This is a genomic window from Cognatiyoonia sediminum, assembly GCF_900129845.1.
In the GTDB taxonomy this organism is placed as follows: Bacteria; Pseudomonadota; Alphaproteobacteria; order Rhodobacterales; family Rhodobacteraceae; genus Cognatiyoonia; species Cognatiyoonia sediminum.
Map to the genome: position 1 here is coordinate 324,821 of NZ_FQXB01000003.1, position 26,079 is coordinate 350,899.

Sequence of the window (26,079 nt, forward strand, 5' to 3'; positions counted from 1 at the left end):
CTCTTCGTAGAGAGCCGGTCTAGTGGGCCGTTAGCTCAGTTGGTAGAGCAACTGACTTTTAATCAGTGGGTCGCAGGTTCGAATCCTGCACGGCTCACCACTGAATTCATCGAAAATCATTAGCTTGTATAGTTGCGCCCTTTTGAATGGCGCTCATTGGCTATCTGTGGGGGACATATGGGGGACAAAACCGTACCTACGGTCAGGTGCTATTGGACAATTTGGTTTGTTCCAAAGTTTACCTGGTACCATCTTCCGGCGGAAGGCACTGTCAGAGGAAACCGACTTGAGGCAGGCCATGCGGTTTCGTAGTTTTGCTGGATGACAAAACGTTCTCCATTTCGATACTTTAAAACCAGCCCTGAAATCATCCGACTTGCAGTGATGCTGTACGTTCGGTTCCCGCTTTCACTGAGAAATGTCGAGGACCTACTGCATGAGCGCGGTATCGATGTTAGTCATGAAACGATCCGGTTTTGGTGGAACAGATTCGGTCCAATATTCGCAGCGGAAGTCCGACGCAATCGTGTTGCCAACAACCGATATTACTCGAATTGGCAGTGGCACCTCGATGAGGTGTTCGTGAAAATCAATGGCGAGACGCACTATCTGTGGCGGGCTGTCGATCACGAAGGCGAGGTTCTTGAAAGCTATGTCACCAAGCGACTTAATCGTAAAGCGGCATTGAAATTCCTCCGAAAAACAATGGAGCGCTACGGCGAACCCGAGATAATTGTAATGGACCGTTTGAAGTCTTACGGCGCTGCTTTGAGGATGATTGGCAATTCACAACGGCAGGTGACCGGCCGTTGGTTGAACAATCGAGCCGAGAATTCATATCTTCTGTTTCGGCGAAGGGAACGCGCGATGCTACGATTTCGGCAGATGCGATCGCTACAAAAATTCACTGCCATCCATTTTTCTATCCACAATCACTTCAATCAGGAACGCCATCTCTACTCACGATCCAACTTCAAATTGAACCGTACCGCCGCTCTTGCCGAGTGGCGGCAGCTTTGTTCCGCATAGGTTCACACTTTCACCGGTAAACTGAGACTAGTTCGAATTTGTCTGACAGCATCATCGAGACGAGCAACATCCATCAGGAAACACTGCGCGCCTTGAAGCAAATCAACACAGCATTCTCGATGGTCGGTCACCCCATTCTGCTAAAGTCTGGTGACCTCCTGAAAAGCCGTCTCACTTAGGACGGCTTTTTCAATTCAAATGGGCGTAAAGGCTATTGCACCATTTTTGTATGCTCGTGCCGAGTCGACCTAAGAATTTGTTTCCGTGCGTTTTAGCAATGTCTCCGCAGCGAGCCTGCCGAAAGTATTGGCAGCCTGTGGGCTTGCGCCGGTCACAAGACGGCGGTCAACATGGGTCGAATTGTCGGCCTTTTTGTTAATGGTTTCCACGCCCAATGCGTTCAGTTTTTCGCAAACCCACCACGGCATCGGACCGGGCAAATAACCAATCATCGGCGTTTGCTTGTCCACGGCATCCGGGAAGACGGTAATCTTATAGCCGTCATACAAAAAACCAGCGTCGTTCCTGGCAGCCAATAGCGCCGCTGGGCCATGGCAAAGCGCGAGGGTATGAAGGCCGGTGTTGTGCGCCCAGTGCAGCACTTTGCCCAGATCGGCATTATCAGGCAGCCCAAGCATCGCGCCGTGGCCGCCGGGAATGAACACCGCCGCATAAAGCGTGTCGTCAACCAACGAGTTTGCCGCAAAATCTGCGAGGCTACCTGGGTTCTGAAATGCGTCGGCAAAGTCACGGTAAAGCTTTTGGATATCCGCATCATCCGCAGGCATCGCCCAGTCTTCGATGACAACCGGCGCGCCTGTAGGCGTGACAACGTCAATCTCGAACCCTGCGTTCATCAGATGCAACATAGGCAAGCCCATCTCGACAGGGTGGTTCCCGGTTGAGAACTTCTTACCGTTGGCCATCGTCATGTTGCGCTCTTCAGTGCAGACCATCAAGACGCGATTGCGGGTGCCCTTATAGCGTTCCGTGTAGGCACCGCCGTCATAATCGGTCGTGGATGACGTACCCAACTTGATCGCGAGAGGGGACGGGCTGAAAGCTCCGTCGGCTGTCGGTTGCGACTCTGCACGGAAAAGTTTGCGAAGGATGCCCATATCAGTTGACCTCTGTGACGATGGTGTCGCGGGATTTGCGCACTTTGCCCATTGGCAGCAACCAGTCGCCTGCCGGATCGCGGTAACCCAAAGGCATCAAGACGACGGACCGCAAACCACGCTCTTTCAAACCAAGGATGGCATCCACCGCATCGGGGTCAAATCCTTCCATTGGCGTGCTGTCGACCTCTTGCTCAGCCGCGGCGACCAGCGCGATGCCAAGTGCGATATAGGCTTGGCGCGCCGCGTGGGCATAGTTCGTTTCGGCATCGCGCGGCAGGTAGTTGGCCTTCAGGTTGTCATAATAGGCGTGCAGCATCGGCAGGTCGCCTCGCGCCTCAACGTTCAGGCCCACGACCTCGTCGATCCGCTCGGCGGTGTAGTTGTCCCACGCGGCGAAAACCAACAAATGAGATCCATCTGTGATCTGAGCCTGTCCACCTGCAGCCTCGGCAATTTTGCGACGGATCTCAGCGTTCCTTACGACCAACAACTCAAACGGCTGCGTGCCACTGGAGGTCGGCGCCATGCGGACGGCCTCAATGATCGCATCAACTTTCTCCTGTGGGACAGCTTTGGCGGCGTCCATCTTTTTGGTTGCATAGCGCCAGTTCAGAAGATCATGGAGTGGTTTAACTGTCATGGGGTCAGGTCCTATTGTAAGCGCCCGGGGTGGACGGTATATATTTGTTACCGACTATCTATGGGGAACCAATTTGTGCCGCAAGAAGGCACATTTCTGAACCTCGGTTACACAAGGGGAACCGCCATGCTGGACGACGAACGCTGCCCCGATTGCAAGCGCATTAACGAAGTTCTGTCGCGGGTCGGCGATCGGTGGAGTGTGCTGGTCGTGATCTCGCTGGCCGAATATGGTACGATGCGGTTCAATGAACTCAAACGCAACCTTGGCATCTCGCAACGCATGCTCAGCTTGACGCTGAAAGAGCTCGAGCGTGACGGCCTTGTGAACCGGACTTACCATCCTACAATCCCGCCGAAGGTCGAATACAACCTGACTGAAATGGGTCTGTCGTTTCGCGAACCCGTCAGCGCTTTGGGTTTCTGGGCGCTGGAAAACCTATCCAGGATCGATGCTGCGCGCGAGACCTATGACGAGGCCGTCGTAAAGTAGGCACCCATCCCATTAGTTTAGGTTCTTCCTGGGAAAGCAGATGTTGGCGTTGGCTTGGCGATTTCGGTCATTGTCCAGCAGAACTTGAGTTCAATCAAATGTTGATTTTGCGCGTGCAGCGAATGGCAGGAATGCGGATTGCAACCGCAGCATTTGGAGGTCGTGTTCAATGGCCGGTATGGGCCGTCCTCGAGTTGCCTGGACATAATGCTACTGTAGACGCTGTGCAGCCCCCGATGTCGACTTTGAGCCCAAGGTGGTCATTGCGTTTTCATGCTGCGCGCCCGCGCAGCATGAAAATCGCTGCAAGGGTATGGTTTCGGACGCTGTATCGCTGTGGGAAAACCGGCCATTCGTATGTCGCGCAGCGAGGCTCGGCCAAGAAATTCACAGATCGCGGACGGCACTGTCAAAAGAAATCGGCTTGATGGTGGCGGGTTGGGCACATAGCGTTTCCAAATGACAAGAAGCTCCCCATTCCGATACTTTAAGGCCAGCCCCGACATCATCCGTCTGGCTGAAATGATGTACGTTCGATTTCCACTGTCTTTGCGCAATGTTGAAGACCTTTTGCACGAGCGCGGGATCGATGTGAGCTACGAAACTATCCGGTTCTGGTGGAACAGATTTGGTCCAATTTTTGCCGCTAAAATCCGTCGCAGACGCGTCAGTCAGAAGCGCGCCTATTCAAACTGGCAATGGCATCTGGATGAGGTATTCGTGAAGATCAACGGCGAAACACACTACCTTTGGAGGGCTGTCGATCACGAGGGCGAAGTACTGGAAAGCTTTGTTACAAAGCGCCGTGATCGAACAGTAGCGTTGAAATTCCTCAGGAAATCAATGAAGTGCTATGGCCAACCCGAAATCGTCGTAACAGATCGGCTAAAATCTTACGGGGCAGCGATGAAAGCCATCGGTAATCTTCAGCGGCAAACAACAGGACGGTGGTTGAACAATCGGGCCGAAAATTCGCACTTGCTGTTTCGACGACGAGAACGAGCGATGTTGAGGTTTCGACAACTACGATCCTTACAGAAATTCGTCGCCATCCATACTTCCGTCCAAGATCACTTCAATCAAGAACGCCACATCTATTCCCGAACAATATTCAAACTCAGCCGCGCCACCGCACTTACTGAGTGGCGCCAACTATGTTCCGCATAGGTTCGCGCATTCTGCGGCAAACTGAGACTGGTTCGAATTAGTCTGACAGCATCACCACTGTCTCTCATAAATATCAAAGGCTTAGCAAAATGTATTGTCTAAGCCGGTGCGATTTTTCGGTTGTTGGGGGACATATGGGGGACAAAGTTCCCTTATCTGGCGACATGGCGTAGCTCGAAAGAACGCGACTGTATGCGCTTTGCCACCGAGTGACTTGACACGGTGTAGGTCGTGAATCATGTAGAAATATATTGCATCCCGGCAGACTTGTTCTGTCGCCAGCCGTGGTCATGAAAATGCTCGCGGCATTTGCATTTTTGGGATCGAATGATGGAACGTGTATTTTGTTACATTGATGGCTTTAACGTTTATCACGCGATTGACGATGCCAACCGCGCTGTTCGAGGTGCGCGCTCGCACCTAAAGTGGTTGAATTTGAATTCCCTAATGACTGAATTTACAGATCCGTCGGTTCACGAAATTTCCGCAGTGAAATTCTTCACTGCTTACCCAACATGGAATCGGTAAAAAACAAATCGCCATAAAAACTACACAGCTGCACTGAAATTTACGGGCGCGACAATTATCGAAGGTCAATTCAAGCCGAAGACTTGTTTCTGCAAAAACTGTAGAACCAATTATAAGGCCAGAGAGGAAAAGGAGTCTGACGTCAATATTGCCATGCACTTAATAAATGACGCACATTTTGATCACTTTGATCAGGCCTTCTTGGTAACTAATGACTCAGACCTATTGGGACCAGTAAGACTCCTTCGAAACACCTTTGCTGACAAGAAGATAAAAGTAATTGCTCCGCCTTATCGAAGGCACAGTAAGGAGTTGTGGGCAGCGGCAGACAAACGCGGTCAGAATTCAGAAGAACATATGGCTCGCCATCTTCTTCCGGAAACGGCGGTTGACGAAAATGGCATTGAGCTGTTTCGTCGACCAGCAGACTATGCCCCATTGACTTGAACGCTGATCCATCGGCATTCCTCTGATCCCCGTGCCTTATCTGCAAGCCGTTCGCATGCCGCAGAAGTGCCGCCAGCGTTGCTATCGATCATCGAGTCTACTCGCGAGTTTTTGCGCTTTTTAAAACAGACCGTTTCGCGATTTCCCTACAGAACTGTCCTTTTGGACAAGTGATTTCTTCCGAGACAATCGGTATAAAGATTGATGTAAATAGTATTGAGTAACCGATGTTTAGATATTCCCGCACCACATTTCCTGTTTTGGAAACGGCAATGTTTGTTGTGTTAATGATTGGCCTTTGTTTCTAGGCCTAGCGCGGATCCCATAGAAAAGCGGAGCGATCAACAGAGTTTGATCCTCCCATTTTCGCATCACCGTTCAATTAGTATTTTCTCGGATATGAACTATCACTGCCGTCAAAATAGTTCTTCTGGACAAATCTGACCTCGATACCTCCATCCCTGATGTATTCGAGATTTGCATTCAGTCATTCTGGCTTTGTGCCAAAGCAATCTCGCCCTGAGCAAATGAGCGTGTCGCCCATCGCCATCCATGCAATCAACCTAGAAAGCGCTGGTCGCTTCAAGACATGGCCCTTGGGTAGTCCCAATTTAACACTCTCCGCCAAAAACCTGCTCAAGGTTCAAAAGGCATTCGGGGCTGCAGTGGTTCAGTTTCTTGAAGAAGGGCATATAGCGCTAGGCCAAGGCGTGACGCTCAAAAAACCAAAAATGCGTATGTTTCGAGCGGCTGCAATGCGGACATTGTAGCCGTTCGCCGCGTTGCGGCGGGCTCTATCCAGCTCACCTATCCAAAAGAGTGAGCCGGATATTCCTTTACCCGCTCCAAAACCTATTCTGTGAAATGCTACTCTCACATTCGTGGGAAGCATGGCTTGAGTGTATTATTGTCCTTGGTCGCGCGTAAACTTTGAACCGTAAGAGGAAAAGGTGAGTGTGAAATCTCTGTTAGTTACAAGTACTATTTTGGCTTCGACATCTTTGAGCGCGGTGCTTTTGCCCGGAAGCGGTGCGACCGCTGCCACGTTCGATGCGATTTACATTGAAAGTACTGACAACCGCCCCGGTTCAACGGGGGACATTAGTGGCGCAAACGACTTGGGTCTCATTGCTGATGGAAGCCAAATAGGCATTGCAGGTCGGATCGTATCAGCCGAGGATATGTGGCGCTTCCAAACAGACGCCGGATGGGTCATCGGCTTTGTTGATCTGCCAATTGATGACCAGCTGTATTTCGACAGTTCGAATATCACAAACCCGATTGGCGATTTCGCGGATAACGCTGACACTACAACAGCTATTTTCTCGATATTTGACGCGTCAGACAACTCGCTTCTTTTCTCGAATACGATCTCTGCGGCAGCATTTGGCGTCGGTACACAGAGCGAACTCGACTATTCCGGGACTGCTGGTAGTTTCCTACTTAGGATTGATGGCCAAGATGGTAGCCCCGGCGCTACCTACGACATAGGCATTTCAACGGTTCCGCTTCCAGGGGCAGTTTGGCTCCTGTTGGCTGGCGTGGGTGGCTTGGCAGCCATGAAGCGTCGTAAGAATGCTAATTAGTTCACCATTAAATATAACTTTTTTGGCAGATGAGTTGTCTGTTTACCTCACTTGAGTGTTCAATATTGATAGTGAGTGCATGATTGGCTCTTGGTCCACATCGACGATGGGCTCTGACGAAGTTCGGCCTTCACCCGAAGCGGCACTCCGCTCCAATCATTTTTGACGGGGGAACCCAACACCAACATAGCCTGAATTTGTGGTTTGTTGTGGGCGGAGACGGGATATTCTCGCATTCACAAAGACGTTTTCTATCTAACCGACCGTAAACGACCGGACCTGTCGCCCGTTCCCGCCCTCCCAATTGAAACACATTGTTTCCACATTTCCGCCGCGATTCGCCTTTTTTGCCGATGATTTCTGCAGCTTTGCTGATAAAGGAAATGTGTCGGAAGTAGCTGATTCACCTTCGAAGAGCATTTTCGACACGGGTGGGGGCACGTGTTTTTACGAGTTAGAGGATAATCTCATGTTACGCTCCATTTCTGCACTTGCTGCTTTTTCCATTCTTGCTGGTTGTCTCAATGGCGTCGGATCAAACGATGCGGCCGGTCCAATCGAAAGCAATTCGTTCTTGGCGTCTTCGTCATTCGAAGGTGCAACCACGATGACTGGCGAACTCGACGTTGCGGGCTTTGGAACGCTTGGGTTTTCTGTTGAAACGGATTCAAACGGGAACAGCACTTTTTTAGCGGCCCCTTTGACGCCGAAAAGCAGTCTACCTGAACTGTTCCACCCCAATGCGGGCTCTGCGCCGATGAGCGGAAATTGGGCTGTGGCCTATGCAGCGAATGGTATTAATTTCGGTGACGAAGGCGACGTGGCGCTTACCCTAGATTTCGAAAAGGGTACTTTAAGCGGATCTGGTGACGGCTTGGTTCTTGCGGGCCAGTTTGTGGACGGTGTCCTTACCGGTACAGCATCGTTTAATGGTGCGTCTGGCCAGCTTGAAGGTGTTGTCGGCTCTAATACGTCGGTTGGATTCTTTGTTGGCCCCAACTTTGTCGGTGCGTTCTCCGTATCAAACTAACGCAAAGCGACCACAAAAGACGTTGAGGCAGCCTCCAGCTTCTTAGCGGGTGCAGTAAATTGCGCCCGCTTCTTCAATGGTTTTGATCTGCTGAAGCTAAATTACAGCCAATACTTCGGTTCTTAAGAGCACAGTTGGAATCTATGGCGAGTTACGAGCCAGCAGGCAGAGGAATGAACGTTGGCGGCAAAGACGAAAAAACCAAAGGGCTGGGCGCGGGTTGATGGATCGGCTTTTGGCATGGTCTATGGCGCAATAATGGTGCTGAGCATCCTGATGGCCGTGGGCTAGGTGGTCGAGTCGCCGCTGGAAACGGGTGTTGTTCTCTTTGGATCAGTCTTTGCGATTGTTTGTGCAGAGAAATTCGCGGAAACCTTATCGAAGCCGCTCGAATCCGATACGGCACCAACGCTTCCCGATCTTCGTTCCGCTTGGCATCACTCGCGCGACACTCTGATTGCAGCCAATATACCGACATGTCTGTTTATCGCGGCCTGGTTTGGGCTGATCACACCAGCTTTTGCTCTCGTCGGTTCGCAGTTGTTCGCGACGTCTTTGCTTGCGCTAGTGGGCGCGCGGGTGGGCTGGCGCTCAACCGGTTCGATCTTCTGGTCGAGCGTTTCGGCAGTGTGCGCAGGGAGCGTCGGAGTGCTTCTCGCCGCGCTGAAATATGTGATTCACTAGCTTGAAACACACCGGCATCAGCCGTCAAGATTTCCTGCAGACTTCGGTTTAGCAATGCTTCGCTTCGCGATGTGTCGGAATCGATCTTCCAATACACTGATTCATTTTGTTCAAATGTTGAACGTCGCGCACCTCATCGGAAACAACGTTTCTGCTAATTTCGATGTATACTATTGGATGCAGAAAAATATTTATATTCCAAGGGCTTAAAAATACACGAAAAATTGATAGAGTTATAAAATTTCAATAAATTATAACTTGACGAAATAAAAGTTCGCACAAAATTTACCTCCAAATTAATGGTCGGCGCGTCTTGAGGTGCGATCCGCCTTTTTACGAACCGTCCGCAACACTGGGTCTGAAGCGAGGGGAGGCATTATGATTAAGTCAATTTTGGTTCCCGTTCGCGGTGACGGAATGGTCGCGACTGTTCTGGCACACGCAGCAGAGCTGGCAAAGAAACATGATGCCCATGTCAACGTCGTTCACTGCCGCACTCGTACAAAGGATTTGATCCCTCAAGGCATCCCGCTTCCAGATTTCGCCCGCAAGATGATGGTGGAGCAAGCGGGTGAGTTGGCGAACCGGCAAGAGGATCACCTGCGTCGCATCCTACATCGTTTGGCGCGTGAGTTTGGGCTTGCTGAGGATACTCCGAGCGACGTGGGCGCAAGCTGTTCTTTCACCGAAGAACACGGGCGCATGGCCGATGTGGTGAAACACGCAGGCCGTCTGGCTGACATTATCGTTTTGCCGAAACCGCAGCGCGAACGAAACCTTGGACAGAGCTCACTCAAATCAGCTCTTTACGGTGCGGGTCGGCCTGTCCTGATTTGCCCTGGGCAGCTACAACCCGATGAAACCTTCGCCCAGCATGTGGCTGTTGGCTGGAATGGATCACTACCTGCCGCGCGGGCGGTGGCGTCCTCCTTGGATGTTGTGGCCGCTGCGAAGAAGGTCAGCATTCTAACCGGCGGCAAGGTTCAAGCGCATGGTCCGACTGCGGAAGAGCTGCAAGATTACTACGCGCTTCGCGGGCTCGAGGCAGACATCATCCGCTTCGACGTACGCGACCCCGCAAAGGACTTGCTTCAAACCTACAGCGACGTTGGCGCGAGCCTGCTTGTCACCGGTGCTTATAGTCACAGTCACGAAACCGAAATGCTGCTTGGCGGCAATACCGAGCGGATCATCGATCAAACCGAGATGCCAGTGCTTATGGCGCACTGAATGAACACCCTCGCAGAGCTCGCAGCGGGGGAGGAATGGGCGCCAAGCGCGTCGAATGGCGGTCCGAGAGGATCGAAAAATGGAGGAACCAAAAAATGAAATTTACAAAGAGACATTTCCTAGGTCTCGCAGCAAGCACTGCAATGGCTGCAATGCCAATGGCTGCTCTCGCAGATGGATGGGAGCCTAAGCGCCCAATCGACTTCACCATTATGGCTGGCCCAGGCGGCGGCGCTGACCAGATTGCGCGTTTTGTGCAGTCCGTCGTTGAAACCAACGACATGACCAATCGACCGCTGATCCCAACAAACCGCGGTGGTGGTTCCGGTGCAGAAGCGCTTTTGCACATGAAAGATGCGCGTGACGCCGACCACACTTTGATGGTGACGCTGAATTCTTTCTACACAACACCGATCCGTCAGGAAGGTTTGGGTGTAGACATCGAAACATTCACGCCAATCACGATGATGGGCGTCGATCCGTTCGTGCTTTGGGTCCACAAGGATTCCGGCATCACCACGTTTGAGCAGTACATCGAAACGGTGAAAGAGATGAACGGTGAATTCGTGATGGGCGGAACCGGTTCAGGTCAGGAAGATTCTATCGTCATCGCCTTTATGTCTGGCGTCTATGACCTCGACATCAAATACATCCCATACGATGGCGGCGGCGCTGTTGCGAAGGATCTGGCTGGTCAGCAGATCATGGCGACCGTGAACAACCCAGCCGAAGCAAAGGGCTTCTACGAGGCTGGTGAGTTTGTACCACTTCTCGCATTTTCTGATGAACGTTTGGATGCCTACCCAGATGTTCCGACGATGAAGGAAAAGGGTCACGATTTCTCTTACTACAACCAGCGCGCAATCGTTGGTGCACCGGGCATGTCAGACGAAGCGGCAGCTTACTACCGCGAAGTCTTTGGCGCTGTCTATGAAGGTGCCGATTGGCAGAACTATCTGACATCCGAAAGCTTGGCACCACTGCCAATGGATGAAGCTCAGACACGTGAATACTGGGCGATTCAGGTTGAGAACCATCGCGACCTTCTCGGCGCGATTGCTGGCCAAAGCTAAGTAAAGATAACGGGAGAGGGCAAAGATGCGCCAAGGTGAGATATCTCTTGCAGGGTTGCTTGCCCTCTTCTCTCTCTACTTGATGTGGAAGAGCACCGAACTGCCCATCGGCTATATCCGTGGGCAAGGACCGGGAGGCGGCTTTTGGCCGTTCTGGTTGTCGTTCGGAATGCTACTGAGCTGCGGCGCAATCGCCTGGAATTGGTGGCGTGGCAAAAGCCCGGCATCGCAATCGGATGATCCAATCATGGATGCCTTCGGTTGGCGCACGATCATTTGGGTTGGTGGTGGCCTAGTCGCCTTTGTCGCCTTGATCCCGATTGTGTCCATGTATGGTGCAATCGCGCTCTTTCTCATCTACTACTTACGTTTTCTGGGGCGGCATTCGTGGCTTCTGACTTTGATCCTCGCGACTGCTTTGCCCATCGGCCTGTTTTTCTTCTTTGAAGCGGCCATGCTCATTTCGATGCCGCAAGGTATGCCATTCACCCAGCCGTTCTTCGATGTGATGTACGACATCATTTACTGAAGCTGCTTACTCCCAAAGGTCTGTCATGGAAGTCCTGTCGTTTCTAACGGATGGTGTTTTGCTTGCGCTGGCACCGACCAACCTTTTCCTAATCGTTATTGGTGTAACAGTTGGTCTGTTCATCGGCGCGATGCCCGGGTTGGGGTCGGTGAATGGTGTGGCGATCTTGTTGCCGATCACATTTCTTGTACCACCGGGGTCAGCCATCATCTTCCTCGCGGCCATCTACTACGGCGCTATGTATGGGGGTGCGATTTCATCGGTCGCGCTGGGGATACCTGGGGCATCTACGGCGGTGGCAACGACCTTCGACGGGCGACCGTTAGCATTGCAAGGGCGCGCGAGCCTTGCGCTCGTCACTGCTGCACTGGCCTCTTTCGTCGGTGGCACAGTTGCAAACGTCTTCTTCACGCTATTTGCGCCGATCCTAGCGTCACTTGCGCTTTCCTTCGGCCCGCCTGAGATCTTCGCGCTCATGCTGCTCGCCTTTGCGACATTCGTGGGATTGGGCGGAGATGACATTCCAAAGACGATCTTCTCTATTTGCTTTGGGCTCGTCTTGGCGACGGTAGGTTTTGACACGATCTCTGGCGAACCTCGTCTGGTTTTGTTTGATATCCCCGGCTTCTTACGCGGCATCGGGTTCATCGTTTTGGCGATTGGCGTTTATGGGATCGGAGAGATGCTTTGGACGATCGAACAAACTCGTGGCGAGATCACGACCACCAACCCAAAGATGACTGCCAAGGGCATGATGTCGGACACAAAAGAAGCGGTTCGGCGCGGTTGGAAAGGTACTTGGATCGGGTCGTTGATCGGTTTCTTCGTGGGTATTTTGCCAGCGGCAGGCGCAACACCGGGATCGCTGATGTCCTATGGTGTTGCGAAAATGGTTTCGAATACACCGCAGGAATTCGGCAACGGCTCCCCAAACGGGGTTGCCGCACCCGAAGCCGCAAACAACTCAGCCTCGACCGGTTCGATGTTGCCTATGCTGACCCTCGGAATCCCAGGTTCCCCAACGACTGCAATCCTGCTCGGAGGCATGGTGATCTGGGGTCTGACACCCGGCCCACGTTTGTTCGTTGACGAAAGCGAATTCGTTTGGGGGTTGATTGGCTCCTTCTATATCTCAAACATCGCGGCCCTTTTGATCAACTTGGCCTTCATCCCCCTGTTCATCTGGATGCTGAGAATGCCATTTACCATTCTCGCGCCGCTGATCTTCGTTCTTTCTATCGTAGGGGGCTTCGCCGCCTCGCGCAGTATGCATGATCTGTGGCTCATCGTGATCTTCGGCATCGCGGCCTTCTTTATGCGCAAATTTGACTATCCCCTCGCGCCGGCTGTATTGGCAATCGTGTTGGGGCCAATCGCGGAACCGACGCTCCGCCAGTCCTTGCTGCTCTCTTCTGGTGATCCAATGATCTTCTTCACCCGCCCGATTGCCGGACCGATCACAATCATCGCGATCATCTTGATCCTTCTGCCCGCAATCAAACTGATAAGAGGCAGCCGAAGGGTGGAAGAGGCCTAAAGCGCGCTAAGTAACGAAGCAGACCGGCGATGCCCGGCAAAGACCAATTGAATGAAAGAGAAGTCGATGCACACTATCGCAGACCTAATTCAGCAGCATCCTGATACAGCAAATGCCATTGGCGCACCCGGCCGAGAGTGGATGACCTATGGCGACCTCAAGTCCTTGGCGCAAACTGTGCGCGTTTCTCTACGAAGTGCTGGGGTTGGCGCTCAGGATCGCGTCGCGATTGTTCTGCCCAACGGACCCGAAATGGCGGCTGCCTTCGTGACAGTGGCGCAATCGGCTACGACTGCCCCTCTCAATCCAGCCTACAAGGAAGACGAATTCGCCTTCTATCTGGAAGACTTGAAAGCCCGCGCAATCATTTTAGAGGCTGGGTATGACGGCCCAGCTCGAGCAGCGGCGGAGCGGTTTAATCTGACCATTATCGAGTTAACCGCAACAGAACCTGCCGGTACATTCAACCTGTCCACCGAGACAAAAGGCGATGCGGCTGATACCGCGCCTGCCTCAGATGACGTAGCATTGATCCTGCACACATCTGGCACGACATCCCGACCAAAAATCGTACCCTTGCTGCAGTCGAACGTCGCGGCATCTGCCGAAAATATCCGCGCGTCTTTGGCTTTGACGCCAGATGATTGCTGTTTGAACGTAATGCCTTTGTTCCATATTCACGGCCTCGTCGCGGCTGTAAGCGCATCGCTCGCCGCGGGCGCATCAATCAGCTGCGCACCAGGGTTTGATGCGCTGAAATTCTTCGGTTGGCTCGAAGAGATTGATCCAAGCTGGTACACAGCTGTTCCGACGATGCACCAAGCCATCCTTGCCCGCGCGCCCCGCAATGCTGAGATCATCAAAAACGCGCGGCTGCGGTTCCTGCGGTCCTCCTCATCCTCCTTGCCAGGTCCAGTGATGACACAACTCGCCGATACCTTTGGTGCACCGGTTGTCGAAGCCTATGGCATGACTGAAGCGGCGCATCAGATGTGTTGCAATCCAATTGAACCGGGTCGTCAAAAACCGGGTGCCGTGGGTGTGCCTGCTGGCCCGGAAGTTCGCATTGCACATGAGATCGAAAACCGCTTGGTCGAGGGGATTGGCGAAGTGTCCATTTCCGGTCCGAACGTGACTCCGGGGTACGAGGGCAACTCAGAGGCTAACGAAAAGAACTTTTTCGAAGCGGAAGGAAAGCGCTGGTTCCGTACCGGAGACCAAGGTGCATTTGACGAAGACGGGTATCTCGCCCTCACCGGACGCCTGAAGGAGATCATCAACCGCGGCGGCGAAAAGATCAGCCCGCTTGAGGTGGATAGCATCCTGTCGGACCACGCGGCGATTGCGCAATGCGTGACCTTTGCAGTGCCGCACGCCAAGCTCGGCGAAGAGGTCGCTGCGGCTGTGGTTTTGAAAGAGGGGCAAGAAGCGACCGATCGCGACATTCGTGATTTCGCCAGTGAGCGACTTGCGGCGTTCAAAGTCCCTCGCAAAATCCTGATCCTTGACGAAATCCCAAAAGGCGCAACGGGTAAGCTTCAGCGCATCGGTTTGGCCGAAAAGCTCGGCTTGGGTTAGGGAGCGAACGATGAAAATCTGTATCTTTGGCGCAGGCGCAATCGGCGGCTATATGGGTGCAAAGCTCGCAGAAGCAGGGGCAGACGTTAGCCTTGTTGCACGCGGCCCTCACTTGAAAGCAATGCGCGAAAACGGGCTCCGGCTGATCGAGGAGAACGGTGAAAGAACGGCGAATGTCGTCGCATCTGATGATCCGGCTGATCTTGGCCCGCAAGACTATGTGATCGTCACGCTTAAGGCGCATTCGGTCCCGCCCGTTGTTCCCAAAATGCAGCCTCTGATCGGCGAGAACACCACAATCGTATCCGGTGTGAACGGCGTCCCTTGGTGGTATTTCCATAAACTCGGTGGCGCTTTGGAAGGCACCCGCCTTGAAACCGTCGATCCGGGCAATGCGCAATGGGACGGCTTTGGCCCCGACCGAGTGTTGGGCTGCGTGGTGTATCCTGCGGCAGAAGTCATCGAACCCGGCGTGGTAAAACACATCGAAGGAAATCGCTTTTCGCTCGGCGAACCGGACGGGTCAAAATCTGAACGCGCCTTGGCGCTTTCCAAAGCACTCGCCTCCGCTGGCTTGCGTGCGCCGGTGCGCCCAAAGATCAGAGATGAGATTTGGGTCAAGCTTTGGGGCAACCTGTCGTTCAATCCGATCTCGGCACTTACCCACGCCACACTGGATGTGTTATGCACTGATCCCGGTACCCAAGCAGTCGCCCGCAACATGATGGTCGAAGCACAGGAAATTGCCGAAAAGCTCGGTGTCAAATTCCCAATCGACGTGGACCGCCGGATCAAAGGCGGCGCCGAAGTCGGCGCGCATCGGACATCAATGTTGCAAGATTTGGATCAAGGCCGCCCGATGGAAATCGACGCCTTGGTTGGCTCAGTGCAGGAATTGGGTCGAGTGACGGGCACTCCGACACCGACGATTGATACAGTGCTTTCGCTGGTGGCCTTGAGGGGCAGGGTTGCTGGGTTGTATTGATCCACAAGCCTCAGCGATCCTTTAGCCTTCATTCCAAATCTTATTCGTCGCGGCATTATTGGACGAATTGGTGCCCAGAAGAGGACTCGAACCTCCACGTCCATACGGACACCAGCACCTGAAGTCGTGTAGAAGCATGTTCTCCACTAACTCAACAATATCAAACCCTTGTTGAGCCAGGCGCCCCAATTCCGACAGTGGTTGTAATTCCTGGCGGTATCATTAGGCGCGGACTAATTGGTGTCAATCACCATTGAATAGCAAAATGTGTGACAGAATGTGTGACAAGGAAATGCTGCGGTTGGTTGGAAGATAAAAGGTCTTAGTTTGTGAATGATAAATTGCGATACACTCAGTCTCGAATTTCCGAGAGTTAAACGTCTAAGGCAAATACCCACCCCATAAATTCTGGGGTTTTCTTTGCTACTTGGTCGCCATTTGCGCATGAGGGGCCGGAAATTTGGGAAATCTGGCGAAAGTAACACGAAAGGTGGGCAAGGCATTGGACTTCCAAGCGAAAGTCTGCATTGGGCCAAACCTTGCGCAGCTGTTCGTCGATCACCATCTTCTTAAGAACTATAAGGAGTTCCTCAAATAAAAGCCGGAGTTTGGATTGCGTTAGCAATTGATATCGCCTGTGTTGTGCTCGTCGCCAACGGTTACTTCATGAGGTGATCGAATGGGTTTTGAACGGCTGCCAATCGCATTTTCACATCCGTAGGATTTATGCTTGGCTTTCATTCATAACGACTCAGCCCATAGTGAATTAACTCACAATTGCGTTTATGCGATGAGCTTATCATTACCTTATTGCTTGATTGTTTTCGGGGTAATTGCCTTTCAGATTGCCCTGATTTTTGGTGCGCTTTGGGGGAGGCTCACACAGGGCGGACAGACGGAAGGTCCGCTACCTCTCTCAATTCGGCTTATAGCGGCAGCGTCAATTCCCCTGTTACTAGGGATGACACTTGCGGTTCTTTCCGCAGATGGCAACTGGCCGTTTTGGCCAACTTGGACGATGTAGGTTGCTGTGGGAGTGAATGGAGCGCGTATGGGGCTCAATTGGATCATCCCATCTAAAGAAGAACGCAAGCTTTGGGCGTCGATCAATACCGTCATGTTCCTCTTGGCTTTTGTCGTCCTTTGGTTTTGATTGTCGACGTTTTGGCTAGGCGGGTATCCAGTCATCTAGCAATCAAGTCATGCCGAAAGGGGACGTCCGTACAAGTTGCAGCATCTGTGACTTGGGCTCACAGCGGTCCTCCGGCTCGTTTCGGGAAACGACCGCTAAGTGGACGAAGTCGCCGTTCACCATTCTTGGACCAACGAACGCTATCAGCTTCGTATGCCAAAGAAGGATTGAAATTTGTCGGATTTCCTTGGCGGCATCAACCCTTTTCAAAACGTTAAAGGAAGAGAGTTTTGGGACTTAAGGTTTGAATATGGCAAAACTAGACGATGGCATTCTACCCTTTTGGCTTATAGCATTATACTTTTGGATAGCAGAATTTATCACGGTTATAAATTAACATAACGTTATATGTGTCATGAGAGTTTAAAGTCGGTTCTTTATACGGCGGAGTAGCTCCTTACGCCCGACTGACCCCAAACGTCGTGGCGAGTTCGCGATGCAGTTTACATAACGTAAATTGCATCGCGAAGCTCCTTATTGGTGCCGACAGTCGAGCGAATTTCTTTAAAAACAAAATCAAAGGACTTTGCAACAAGGTGTCTACCAACCAGAACTTAGTGACCGTTCGCGGCCGTAGACCTTTCCACTCGGCGACCTGACACTACCCATAGAAAGAAAATCGCCAGTAATTCAACAATGTCAGAGGTATAGTTAACGGTTCGCAGGTCGTTCCAAAACAGATGTTTTATGCAGGGCTATATTAGCAAAACTGTATTTATATGGTGCAAATTCGAAGGTTTAACCTGAATTCTATTTTTGGTGTCAGAGAGTTCGAAGCTGATAGTTTCGTTGTGGAAATGATTGATGGTACTTAGCTCGAGCTCTTACGAAGCGGATATAAAGCGCTCATCATTGGACCTGAGTAGACTTCCAGCTGCGACGCATGCTCTAAGTTTTATGGCATGTTGTTGCTATGGCTAATAGATTCAAAGCGAAGGATCAGTGATGGTACAGTTTAATCTTAGACTCTTTATCTTAAATTTAGCCGCCACCGTACTACTCGGCAGTTTGGCCGTCAAAGCAACATCAGCAGATGCTTTGTTTAGTCCCATGCCGTGCCCATTGCAGCTCCCTTGGGACGAGGAAGTGGAAGGTGAAACCTATGATTGCGGAGTCGTGTTGGTCCCAGAAAATCACAATGTTCCAGATGGACGTCATATTGAATTGACATTTTTGCGGCTAAAGGCAATGAGCCTTTCGGCTGAACCAGACCCCCTAGTCTATCTTTCTGGAGGTCCCGGCGGTTCTGCAATATCCGAAATCACGTCTATTGCGCCACTATACCAAAATATGACCAGCATTCGCCAGCGTCGGGATGTAATTTTTTTGGATCAGCGTGGCACTGGGCATTCGACTTTGATTGCTTGTGGTCCGATGTCAGCAGCTGTTGGTATTGCAGCAGAAACAATGGATATTGGCGATGTATCTATTCAAGAACTTGAAACGATGAATGCTGGCGAGGGCTCGATTGAGTTTGTGTTGAGTCTTTGTGCGGCAGGTTATGCTGGAGAAAGTATTGATCTTGGCCAGTTCAATAGCATTTCAAGCGCGAATGACATCGCGCTTCTTACACGTGCTTTAGGCTATGTCGGTCAGTATAATTTATATGGAACAAGTTACGGCACTCGTCTCGCTTTGGTTGCAATGCGAGAAACGCCTGATCGTATACGTTCTGTTATTTTGGATGGTGCTGTGTCACCAGCAACAGCAGGAACTGCAGAAACCTCAACAAAGGTCCGATATGCATATGATACTATTTTTGATCTATGCATGGCGGACAAATTTTGTTCCGACAATTACCCTGACATACGCCAACGATTTATAGATTTACTCGAAAAGCTCAGTTCAGATCCGGTTACTCTCGATCCTCCTTTGATCCCAAACAACATGGTACGCGCCAGATTTGGTAGCATAGAGCAAATTACCCCAAAATTTTTTGCCGAACTTGCCATGCTTAACAATGGGATGGCGAGAGGTGGATATGCAACTCTTGTGCCAATGATTATTGAGGCTATCGAACTCAAGGACACAACACTCTTGAGAAAAATACTGGGAGGAGGGCCCATTGAAGAAGAGGTCGTTGTACATGCCCCTTTGAGTTTTGAGAACGCAATAGAACCTGACGATGTATTTTTTGCTCCATCGCTAGACCTCATCATGAAATTTGCGGAAGATCACAACGACCTAGAATCCCCAAGCCTTTCAAAGAATTGGGTGCAATCTGTGATCGTAGACCTAAGAACAAAGCTCATAAATGGTGAGCCTCAGCCTGTAATAATCAAGAGCTTAGTCGATCTAGCACTACTACCAATACATGGTGTTGATGCTGAAAGGCTCATCGAGTTTTCTGATAAGAATTTATCTGTCGAGGCCGCAGGGACTGCGAATAGCCTTGTCCAAGCAATGGATGAAACGGACCTGCGTCTTACAAGTTGGTCCATTGGTGACATAGCTGCTCAAATGGGTGGTTTTGGAGAGCGTGATGGAAGTCCGGGTATGGCTGTTGCAATGCTAATGGGGATAAACTGTATCGAAGAGGTTGGCTTTACACCGACAAGCTTCGTAGAAGAACTTTTATCTAATACTCCATATCCTGGCTTAGAATTGCGCGGTGTTAAGGACTATGAATTAGCACGCCTAGTTTGTGATTTTTGGCCGAGGCCTTTTGAGGCCGGAGATATTATGTATCCAGTCGAAAGTGACATCGCGACTTTAATCTATACTCAAGGCCTAGATACTCAAACTGTTGTAAAATTCGGTGAAGATGTAGCCACATTGTTACCAAACAGCTTTTATCACGAGTGGCCAACAGAAGGTCACGTAATCTCTGGCAGGAGCCCGGATAGGTGTCCCGGCGATATTGCGGCAGCGTTTCTCGATCATCCCGACTCTGAACCAAACATGACGTGTGCCGACAATCCATACTACACTTTGCCGTTCGATTTAGTTGAAGGCGCATATAAGAATGAGGCGTCGGACGATTAGTACTAATTTTAGACTTATGAAAAGTACTCGATTGTTCAGTGGGACCCGGATTTAGTAACAAGTGTTGTTTTACTGTTCGCGTTTTTAATCGCAGATTTGACTGGGATTGTACGCTAGGCCAAGCTGACGACGTGCTTTTTATATTTTCGAAGGGACAGATCCATGAAATTTCGGCCTTTTTTTTCAGGATATGGGATGGCACTGAGTGCCTTCGTTTTTGCCACGAATTCACTCGCGCAAGACATTCGAACAACTCCGTTAACCTTCGAAGAAATTGGTCAATACAAAGTCATCAATGACAAAATTGTAGGCTCTGAAATGCTCGATCTAGAGGTCGATGTGGATGAATCTCAAGTTATTTCAGTCGATCTATCGTCATCTAATACAGGAACCTACTTCAACGTTTCTGCGATCGATAGTGAGGAAGCACTTTTTGTGGGCGCTAGTGAAGGTCCTGTTGCCGATGTGACCGCTCCAAAGACAGGTAGATATGTTGTACGTACTTATTTGGTGCGTTCTGCCGCAAGGCGTGGGGAGGAGACCTCCTTCAGTATAGGTATTGGTATCAACCAACCTGAATTTGCGGATAGTCTGGCGGGCGGCCCAGACTTTTGGCAGGTTTCTGGAGTTGGGGAAGGGGTAACGCTTAACTTACGTAACGGGCCCTCCACGAGATACAGTATTATAGGAAAATTGCGTGACGGAGACAGTCTGGAGAATCAAGGCTGTCGCCTAACAGGATCCGATCGTTGGTGTAGCGTTCGTGTCAATAGTTTTGGATCGACAGGGTGGGTCGCAGGACAGTTTTTAATTGAGAGTTCAAAACCAATGACGCCGGCGTCACTGGGGAATAGTCCTACTGGGAATGGCCGCCCATTCGATGCAACCAGTACCGTCTCGTGCTCTACTAGACCTGAAAAGGCCCAGAGCGAGTGTGTAGCCGGAGTTGTACGGTCCGGTTTGGGAAATGCGGGTGTTTGGATTGCATTGGAAGACGGTGATGAACTGCAAATTTTATTTGAAAATGGAGTCCCAGTTGCTACCAGTCCCGGCTCTGAATTTGAGTTTGATGAAATAGCTGACGTTTATGTTGTCAATATAGGCCCTGCCAGGTTTGAAATTCCCAAGGCTTTTATATTTGGGGGCTAGTAATTTCCTTCGATTGGGCGCGACTATTCAACCAATATTGCTTGAGCATGACTTCACTTGTTTGCCGTGACTGATGCGGCCCTATTGTGGAGAATATGATAAAGACTACGTCAACACGGTGTGTTTTCAGCTTCTTCAGCGTTTCTCAAATCTGCGTGTGAACATTAGCTAATATGACTTGGACCGATGGGGTAAGTGACAGTCTTTTATGCTGTCAATCTGCCAAGACGGTTTTAAGATTTCTGTTCCAAATTTTTCTAGATCGTCAATTGGTATGCGGTAAAAATTGAGTTGAATTGTTCCTGGGATTCCCAATGTGGCCAATCTTACTGATAGGGCCCTTCGAGCAGTTCAGCAGACACACTTAGACTAAGAAATGTGTTCTCCAAGCAATTAAATGCATCAGAAAAGGTGATCAGGAACTTGGGGGCAAATTTTTCAAAGCTAGGACCGAGCAACGAGTCGGCTTCGAGTCTTCCTAAGTCAGATCCAGCGCATCGGGCGTCCCAAGATTCGGTTCTTGTGCCTTAGCTTTGTCCGATTTTCGTTCTGCTAACACCAACATGGCAGGGGTCACCACAAGTGTAAGCACTGTAGCCACTAATAAACCTCCAACGATTGCACTAGACATCTCAACCCAAATTGCTGTTGAGGGAGCTCCCTGAACGATCTCCCTGTCAATCAAACTTATACTGAGACCAAAAACCATCGGCATAAGGCCAAGCGCCGTGGTAATCGTTGTCAACATAACTGGTCGAAGTCGTTGGGCGCCAGTGCGCAATGCTGCTTCAAGAGTTGGTTGGCCTCTAGCAATGAGCTGGTTGAAAGTATCAATGAGCACAATATTATTGTTAACCACAATACCGGCTAGAGCAATTACCCCAATTCCGCTCATGACAAGTCCAAAAGGACGACCCATTACAAGCAGTCCAATAAGTACACCACCAACCGAAAATACTATAGCACTTAATATGATAAGCGCTTGATCAAACCTGTTAAATTGAACAAGGAGAACCATAAACATTAGGAATATGGCGGAAATAAAAGCACCTAAAAGAAACGTAAATGTCTCAGCCATGTCTTGTGCATCGCCACCAAATTTGTAGTCAACACCTTCCGGCATTCCAATACTTCTAATCTCGGCGAGTAATTTTCGGTTTTGATCTGCTACTAAAAGTCCGGGGGCAATGTTTGCTTCAATAGTGACCACAGGATTTTCATCAATCCTACGGATTGCACCTAGGCGCTCTGTTGGCTGAAAACCTACGAAGTTACTTACGGGAACTAAGCCTGTCTGTGTTGGTACCCTTAGGTTGCCAAGCTCAGCTAACGAACGATTTTCACTCGGGAAACGCACTCTTATTGAAAGTGATTCAGTCGCATCTTCAGGGCGATAGCTCGCTACCTCGATACCTTGCGTCAAAAGTTGGACAGATTGGCCCAAAATGTTGACATCAGCCCCGTACCGAGCGGCTTCGACGCGGTCAACATTGATGGACAACTCGACCCCTGGAAGCGATTTTGTATCTGTAATGTCAACGAATCCCCCAACGGATGCCATTGCTGACTTAATTACATCGACTGCAGCGCTCTGGGAAAATTTATTGCCACCAATTATTTGAATGCTAATAGGCTTACCAGCAGTTGGTCCACCATCTGGCGTTGAGACCTGCACACTAATCCCGGGAATGTCAGAAACATCTTCTCGGATATCTTCAGCGATGAGTGCTGCCTTACGTCTCAAGTCCCAATCCAGAAGACTCAAGTTGATTGTGCCAATTGTTTCCTCGTCTCCTCGACCTGCAGGCAGAGATGACTGTGCATAAATTGATGAAGCTTCATCATATTTCCAAAGCCTATCTTCAACTAGTCGCACCAGACGGTCTCTCTCATATATCGAGATGTTGTCGCGCGAACTTATCTGAAGCTGTATTACATTTGGCTCGCTCGAAGGGAATAAAGTCACTCCATTGCCCATCTGAGCGTAAAAACCAAAACTAGCCAATAGCAAGGCGACCGCGCCGAGAACGACAGCCCCAGGTCTGATAATAGCCCATCGTAGAACTTTAATATAGGTACCGGTCATCCCGCCAATTTTTCGAGGATCACCATATTCGGAGTGATAAAGTGCCTCCTTAGCTCGAGCCGAGCGAGGTTGGGCGCGACCAATCAGTCCTCCAACAACTGGAATGAAAATCAAAGCCATGAATACTGAAGCGGTCAGAGTCACAATAAGCGTTACAGGAAGGGGCTTCATAATTTGCCCCAAAAAGCTGTTCCAAAACAGGAGGGGTACGAACACACTAATGGTGGTAGCAGCGGATGCGATAATTGGCCAAGCCATTCTTTTTGCGGCAAAAGAATAAGCTTCTTTCGGTTCGTCTCCGTCTTGCAGCCGGCGGTCAGCTAGCTCTGTCGTAACAATTGCACCGTCGACAAGCATCCCTACAACAAGGATGAGCGCGAATAGCACAATAAAACTCAATGTATAGCCAAGGGCCCAAAGAGCAGCTACGCCTGTCAGAAAAGCACCCGGGATTGAAAGCCCGACTAAAATTGCTGATCGGAAACCCATCGCAAATGTAATAGAGATAAAAACTAGAACAACAGCAGCGATGACATTTGCCTGTAATTCAAAAAATACTGTACTGACGTCTTCGGATTGATCTTGCAGAATGTCCATTTGAACGCTTTCAGGCCAATCCGCCTGCAAGGCGTTTACCCGTTGTCTCACCTCATCAGCAGTTGAAATTATGTTCGCGCCCGAATTTTTAACCACTTCGATGGTCAAAGAAGGCTGACCATTAATCCTAGAAAAACTTGTGGGTTCACGAAATGTACGTCTGATTTCCGCAACATCTTCGAACGTTACAACTGTACCGTCACGAACTTTTATGGGCATGTTTAGTACATCGCTGAGATCCTCAATAAGCCCCGGAACTTTTAGAACCACTCTGCCGGTGCCAGAATCGATGGCTCCAGCCGCAATGAGCTGATTGTTGCGTGTGATCTGACTGATCACTTCATCGTATGAAAGAGAATAGGTTTGAAATACCGTTGGATCGATCAAAACCTCGATAAATTCAGAACGCTTGCCGACGACGCCTACCTCAAGAACACCATCTATGCTACTCACGACCTCCTCGACTGAGTCTGCCAATTGGTTCAATGTCCGTTCGGGAACAGGGCCAGACAATATTAAAAGCATAATTGGGAGTTGCGACATATCTAGCTCGGCAACGGTAATGTCGTATGCCTCAGATGGCATATCACCTTGAACGCGGTCTACTGCCTCACGAACATTGTCCAAAGCCTCATCGACATTGCCACCAGGTCGAAATTCGGCGATTACATAAGCAGATCCTTCACCGGCAAAGCTCTCAATGCGATCGAGACCGGGTAGTGAACCCAATTCCCTTTCGAGGGGCTCAACCAACAAGCGTTCAGAGTCAGACGGACTAATACCATCCAATCCAGTGTTTATAAAGAAAGTGGGCCGCACAATCTCTGGCCAGGATTCTTTCGCGATCGATACATAGGAAATTAAGCCGACAGAAAAGAGCAAGATTAGCAGCAAAACAACAAGTCTGCTGCGAGAAAAGGCAGCATCAATGAACGCGCTCAATTGTCTGCTCCTTTTTGAGGATTAACAAGCTCTCCGTCTTGTACAAAACCCTGACCGGTCGTTATGATTTGCACCTCGTCAGGAAGCCCTTCGACAAAAAGCCCTTCAATAGTTGCTCTGATTACCTCGACATCGTGAAAACGCACTACATTATCGTCATCAACGGTTTTTACACCAAGAGCACCCTGTTCATTAAGAGATAAAGTCTCTGGTGAAATAAAGTGCGCATCCACCTGTCCGTAGGGTATTTCAACTTCTGCTGAAATGCCTGCCGGAATTTTGCCATCACTATTGGAAACTTCTACCTCGACAAGAAATGTTCTTGTTGCTGTTGTAGCTGATGTGCTTACGAACGTCACCAAACCTGCTCTCTCTTCACCCGTAATGAATTTTACCCGTGCAGGTTGTTGGTTTTTCAATACACCCAAGGAGATTTGCGGCACTTGTATCGCAACAGTGAGCGGGGTGTTATCTACAAGCCGGCCAATTTCGCTTCCCACTTGAATAAATTCACCAGGTTCAAGCTCGAATGTCTCAATGCGACCGGCAAATGGCGCTGTGATACTGGTATTAGCAAGATTATCTTCAGCGAAAGCAAGCTGAGCGCGCGCCCCAGCCAAAGCGGCTTCTGCTGAACTGACCCTATCTGCCGTTGCAACGCCTCGTTCTTGCAGTTCTATCGCGTTTTCAACTTCACGCTGAGCACGTTCAAGTTCAGCTTGGGCACGTTCCAATTCTGCTTCAAGTTCCTTGGTGTCGAATTTCGCAACCACATCATTAGCTTCAACATCTTCTCCCTTTTTTACATAAACTTCAGAAATTTGCCCTGATATTTGTGCTCGTAAGGTTGTGTCTCTATCCGGTAAAGCTTGGCCTTCGTTTTTAAAGAATTGGACGACTGGTTTGGCAATAGATGTCTCAGCGATCACAGCCATGGGCTCAATTATTCTATCTGAAAGTGATTGGCTCTCCTCTGAGGGTGGAGGCGCTGGAAGAATAAATCCGCTGACGAGCCAGCCAACTACACCAAGCAGTAACAATAGAGCTATCCAAAAAGATCGGGATGATTTTGGGTCATCTTCAAATTTTAGTGGCTCAGTCTTTGCTTCGTTTGTGTCAGTATTTACCACAGTGTAGAACCCTATTTTGTTTGCCAACTATTCTCAGGCTAAGCCTTCAAGGTGAAAATGTTGGTCTGCTTTTCGGCGAGCATACATTCAATGACGCTTAAGTCGACTAAAGATTGCGCAGGAAGAACTAACATCCTTCGACAAGGATAAACGTGCTCTCAGCGGATGCATAACGGATTTGTGCGACTTTTTGCCGAGCGTAAATAAACCATATGCTACGTCAATCAGGCTGGAAGTTGTTCCGATATATTTCGATCGGCAAAGGGTAAAAGGCCTGAAGTTGAGTCATTTTATGCAGAGCAGATTTAAGATGAAAATAGAGCAAAAAGCTACAGGCCTTAA

Annotated in this window: 20 protein-coding genes and 2 tRNA genes; 17 read left to right on the top strand and 5 right to left on the bottom strand. The window is 50.1% G+C overall.

Going from position 1 to position 26,079, the window contains the following annotated elements:
- Nucleotides 1–24 precede the first annotated feature (24 nt).
- Nucleotides 25–100 (top strand) — tRNA-Lys (locus BUA85_RS12030).
- A 221-nt stretch (nt 101–321) separates the two neighbouring features.
- A complete protein-coding gene (locus tag BUA85_RS12035) occupies nt 322–1,029 on the top strand; it encodes an IS6 family transposase (protein WP_072901402.1) in 708 nt (235 codons plus the stop codon).
- Between the two features lie 248 nt (nt 1,030–1,277).
- Here the strand turns inward: BUA85_RS12035 and BUA85_RS12040 are convergent, their stop codons facing one another.
- Both BUA85_RS12040 and BUA85_RS12045 read right to left on the bottom strand, forming a co-directional pair.
- On the bottom strand, nt 1,278–2,147 hold the full coding sequence (locus BUA85_RS12040; protein ID WP_083526268.1) for a DJ-1/PfpI family protein: 870 nt from the start codon (nt 2,145–2,147) through the stop codon (nt 1,278–1,280).
- Nucleotide 2,148: 1 nt separating this feature from the next.
- Nucleotides 2,149–2,790, bottom strand: coding sequence for an NAD(P)H-dependent oxidoreductase (locus tag BUA85_RS12045; protein WP_072901404.1), 642 nt, complete (start codon nt 2,788–2,790; stop codon nt 2,149–2,151).
- Nucleotides 2,791–2,916: 126 nt separating this feature from the next.
- Between BUA85_RS12045 and BUA85_RS12050 the strand changes: the two genes are divergently transcribed.
- From BUA85_RS12050 to BUA85_RS12115, 13 genes are all read left to right on the top strand, one after another.
- On the top strand, nt 2,917–3,282 hold the full coding sequence (locus BUA85_RS12050) for a winged helix-turn-helix transcriptional regulator (RefSeq protein WP_072901525.1): 366 nt from the start codon (nt 2,917–2,919) through the stop codon (nt 3,280–3,282).
- 459 nt (nt 3,283–3,741) lie between these two features.
- Nucleotides 3,742–4,449, top strand: a complete 708-nt coding sequence (locus tag BUA85_RS12055; RefSeq protein WP_072901406.1) for an IS6 family transposase — start codon at nt 3,742–3,744, stop codon at nt 4,447–4,449.
- Nucleotides 4,450–5,010: 561 nt separating this feature from the next.
- Complete coding sequence (locus BUA85_RS17110; protein ID WP_083526269.1) at nt 5,011–5,424, top strand: NYN domain-containing protein; 414 nt, start codon at nt 5,011–5,013, stop codon at nt 5,422–5,424.
- 533 nt (nt 5,425–5,957) lie between these two features.
- Complete coding sequence (locus BUA85_RS12070) at nt 5,958–6,194, top strand: hypothetical protein (RefSeq protein ID WP_131802807.1); 237 nt, start codon at nt 5,958–5,960, stop codon at nt 6,192–6,194.
- A 180-nt stretch (nt 6,195–6,374) separates the two neighbouring features.
- Nucleotides 6,375–7,010: a VPLPA-CTERM sorting domain-containing protein gene (locus BUA85_RS12075; protein ID WP_131802808.1), complete on the top strand. Its 636-nt coding sequence runs from the start codon at nt 6,375–6,377 to the stop codon at nt 7,008–7,010.
- 469 nt (nt 7,011–7,479) lie between these two features.
- Nucleotides 7,480–8,040 (top strand): hypothetical protein, encoded by a 561-nt coding sequence (locus BUA85_RS12080; protein WP_072901415.1) that lies wholly within the window; start codon nt 7,480–7,482, stop codon nt 8,038–8,040.
- Between the two features lie 291 nt (nt 8,041–8,331).
- Complete coding sequence (locus tag BUA85_RS12085) at nt 8,332–8,724, top strand: hypothetical protein (RefSeq protein WP_083526270.1); 393 nt, start codon at nt 8,332–8,334, stop codon at nt 8,722–8,724.
- 378 nt (nt 8,725–9,102) lie between these two features.
- Nucleotides 9,103–9,954, top strand: coding sequence for a universal stress protein (locus BUA85_RS12090; protein WP_072901417.1), 852 nt, complete (start codon nt 9,103–9,105; stop codon nt 9,952–9,954).
- Nucleotides 9,955–10,049: 95 nt separating this feature from the next.
- The gene (locus BUA85_RS12095) at nt 10,050–11,027 is read left to right on the top strand and encodes a Bug family tripartite tricarboxylate transporter substrate binding protein (protein WP_072901527.1); all 978 of its coding nucleotides are present in this window, start codon (nt 10,050–10,052) and stop codon (nt 11,025–11,027) included.
- A 25-nt stretch (nt 11,028–11,052) separates the two neighbouring features.
- Nucleotides 11,053–11,556, top strand: coding sequence for a tripartite tricarboxylate transporter TctB family protein (locus BUA85_RS12100; RefSeq protein ID WP_072901419.1), 504 nt, complete (start codon nt 11,053–11,055; stop codon nt 11,554–11,556).
- Between the two features lie 25 nt (nt 11,557–11,581).
- Nucleotides 11,582–13,093 (top strand): tripartite tricarboxylate transporter permease, encoded by a 1,512-nt coding sequence (locus BUA85_RS12105; protein ID WP_072901421.1) that lies wholly within the window; start codon nt 11,582–11,584, stop codon nt 13,091–13,093.
- Between the two features lie 66 nt (nt 13,094–13,159).
- Nucleotides 13,160–14,671, top strand: a complete 1,512-nt coding sequence (locus BUA85_RS12110) for an AMP-binding protein (protein ID WP_072901528.1) — start codon at nt 13,160–13,162, stop codon at nt 14,669–14,671.
- A 10-nt stretch (nt 14,672–14,681) separates the two neighbouring features.
- Nucleotides 14,682–15,656, top strand: a complete 975-nt coding sequence (locus tag BUA85_RS12115) for a 2-dehydropantoate 2-reductase (protein ID WP_072901423.1) — start codon at nt 14,682–14,684, stop codon at nt 15,654–15,656.
- Nucleotides 15,657–15,724: 68 nt separating this feature from the next.
- Here BUA85_RS12115 and BUA85_RS16815 read toward each other — a convergent pair.
- Nucleotides 15,725–15,815, bottom strand: a tRNA-OTHER gene (locus tag BUA85_RS16815).
- Nucleotides 15,816–17,793: 1,978 nt separating this feature from the next.
- Here BUA85_RS16815 and BUA85_RS12130 point away from each other — a divergent pair.
- Together BUA85_RS12130 and BUA85_RS12135 are read left to right on the top strand one after the other, a co-directional pair.
- Complete coding sequence (locus BUA85_RS12130; protein ID WP_083526271.1) at nt 17,794–19,833, top strand: alpha/beta fold hydrolase; 2,040 nt, start codon at nt 17,794–17,796, stop codon at nt 19,831–19,833.
- Nucleotides 19,834–19,995: 162 nt separating this feature from the next.
- Entirely contained in the window at nt 19,996–20,982 is a 987-nt protein-coding gene (locus tag BUA85_RS12135; RefSeq protein ID WP_083526272.1) for an SH3 domain-containing protein, read from the top strand.
- Nucleotides 20,983–21,460: 478 nt separating this feature from the next.
- On the opposite strand, the gene BUA85_RS12140 is transcribed toward BUA85_RS12135, so the two are convergent.
- Both BUA85_RS12140 and BUA85_RS12145 read right to left on the bottom strand, forming a co-directional pair.
- Nucleotides 21,461–24,607 (bottom strand): efflux RND transporter permease subunit, encoded by a 3,147-nt coding sequence (locus BUA85_RS12140; protein ID WP_072901431.1) that lies wholly within the window; start codon nt 24,605–24,607, stop codon nt 21,461–21,463.
- On the bottom strand, nt 24,604–25,737 hold the full coding sequence (locus BUA85_RS12145) for an efflux RND transporter periplasmic adaptor subunit (RefSeq protein ID WP_072901530.1): 1,134 nt from the start codon (nt 25,735–25,737) through the stop codon (nt 24,604–24,606). The genes BUA85_RS12140 and BUA85_RS12145 overlap by 4 nt, the downstream gene beginning before the upstream one ends.
- Nucleotides 25,738–26,079 lie beyond the last annotated feature (342 nt).

Bases quoted from the DNA above. Each gene is read 5' to 3' on its own strand.
- BUA85_RS12080 (WP_072901415.1), top strand. From the start codon at position 7,480: ATGTTACGCTCCATTTCTGCACTTGCTGCTTTTTCCATTCTTGCTGGT.
- BUA85_RS12105 (WP_072901421.1), top strand. From the start codon at position 11,582: ATGGAAGTCCTGTCGTTTCTAACGGATGGTGTTTTGCTTGCGCTGGCA.
- BUA85_RS12100 (WP_072901419.1), top strand. From the start codon at position 11,053: ATGCGCCAAGGTGAGATATCTCTTGCAGGGTTGCTTGCCCTCTTCTCT.
- BUA85_RS12055 (WP_072901406.1), top strand. From the start codon at position 3,742: ATGACAAGAAGCTCCCCATTCCGATACTTTAAGGCCAGCCCCGACATC.
- BUA85_RS12040 (WP_083526268.1), bottom strand. From the start codon at position 2,147: ATGGGCATCCTTCGCAAACTTTTCCGTGCAGAGTCGCAACCGACAGCC.
- BUA85_RS12095 (WP_072901527.1), top strand. From the start codon at position 10,050: ATGAAATTTACAAAGAGACATTTCCTAGGTCTCGCAGCAAGCACTGCA.
- BUA85_RS12050 (WP_072901525.1), top strand. From the start codon at position 2,917: ATGCTGGACGACGAACGCTGCCCCGATTGCAAGCGCATTAACGAAGTT.
- BUA85_RS12090 (WP_072901417.1), top strand. From the start codon at position 9,103: ATGATTAAGTCAATTTTGGTTCCCGTTCGCGGTGACGGAATGGTCGCG.
- BUA85_RS12110 (WP_072901528.1), top strand. From the start codon at position 13,160: ATGCACACTATCGCAGACCTAATTCAGCAGCATCCTGATACAGCAAAT.
- BUA85_RS12035 (WP_072901402.1), top strand. From the start codon at position 322: ATGACAAAACGTTCTCCATTTCGATACTTTAAAACCAGCCCTGAAATC.
- BUA85_RS12115 (WP_072901423.1), top strand. From the start codon at position 14,682: ATGAAAATCTGTATCTTTGGCGCAGGCGCAATCGGCGGCTATATGGGT.
- BUA85_RS12130 (WP_083526271.1), top strand. From the start codon at position 17,794: ATGGTACAGTTTAATCTTAGACTCTTTATCTTAAATTTAGCCGCCACC.
- BUA85_RS12045 (WP_072901404.1), bottom strand. From the start codon at position 2,790: ATGACAGTTAAACCACTCCATGATCTTCTGAACTGGCGCTATGCAACC.
- BUA85_RS12135 (WP_083526272.1), top strand. From the start codon at position 19,996: ATGAAATTTCGGCCTTTTTTTTCAGGATATGGGATGGCACTGAGTGCC.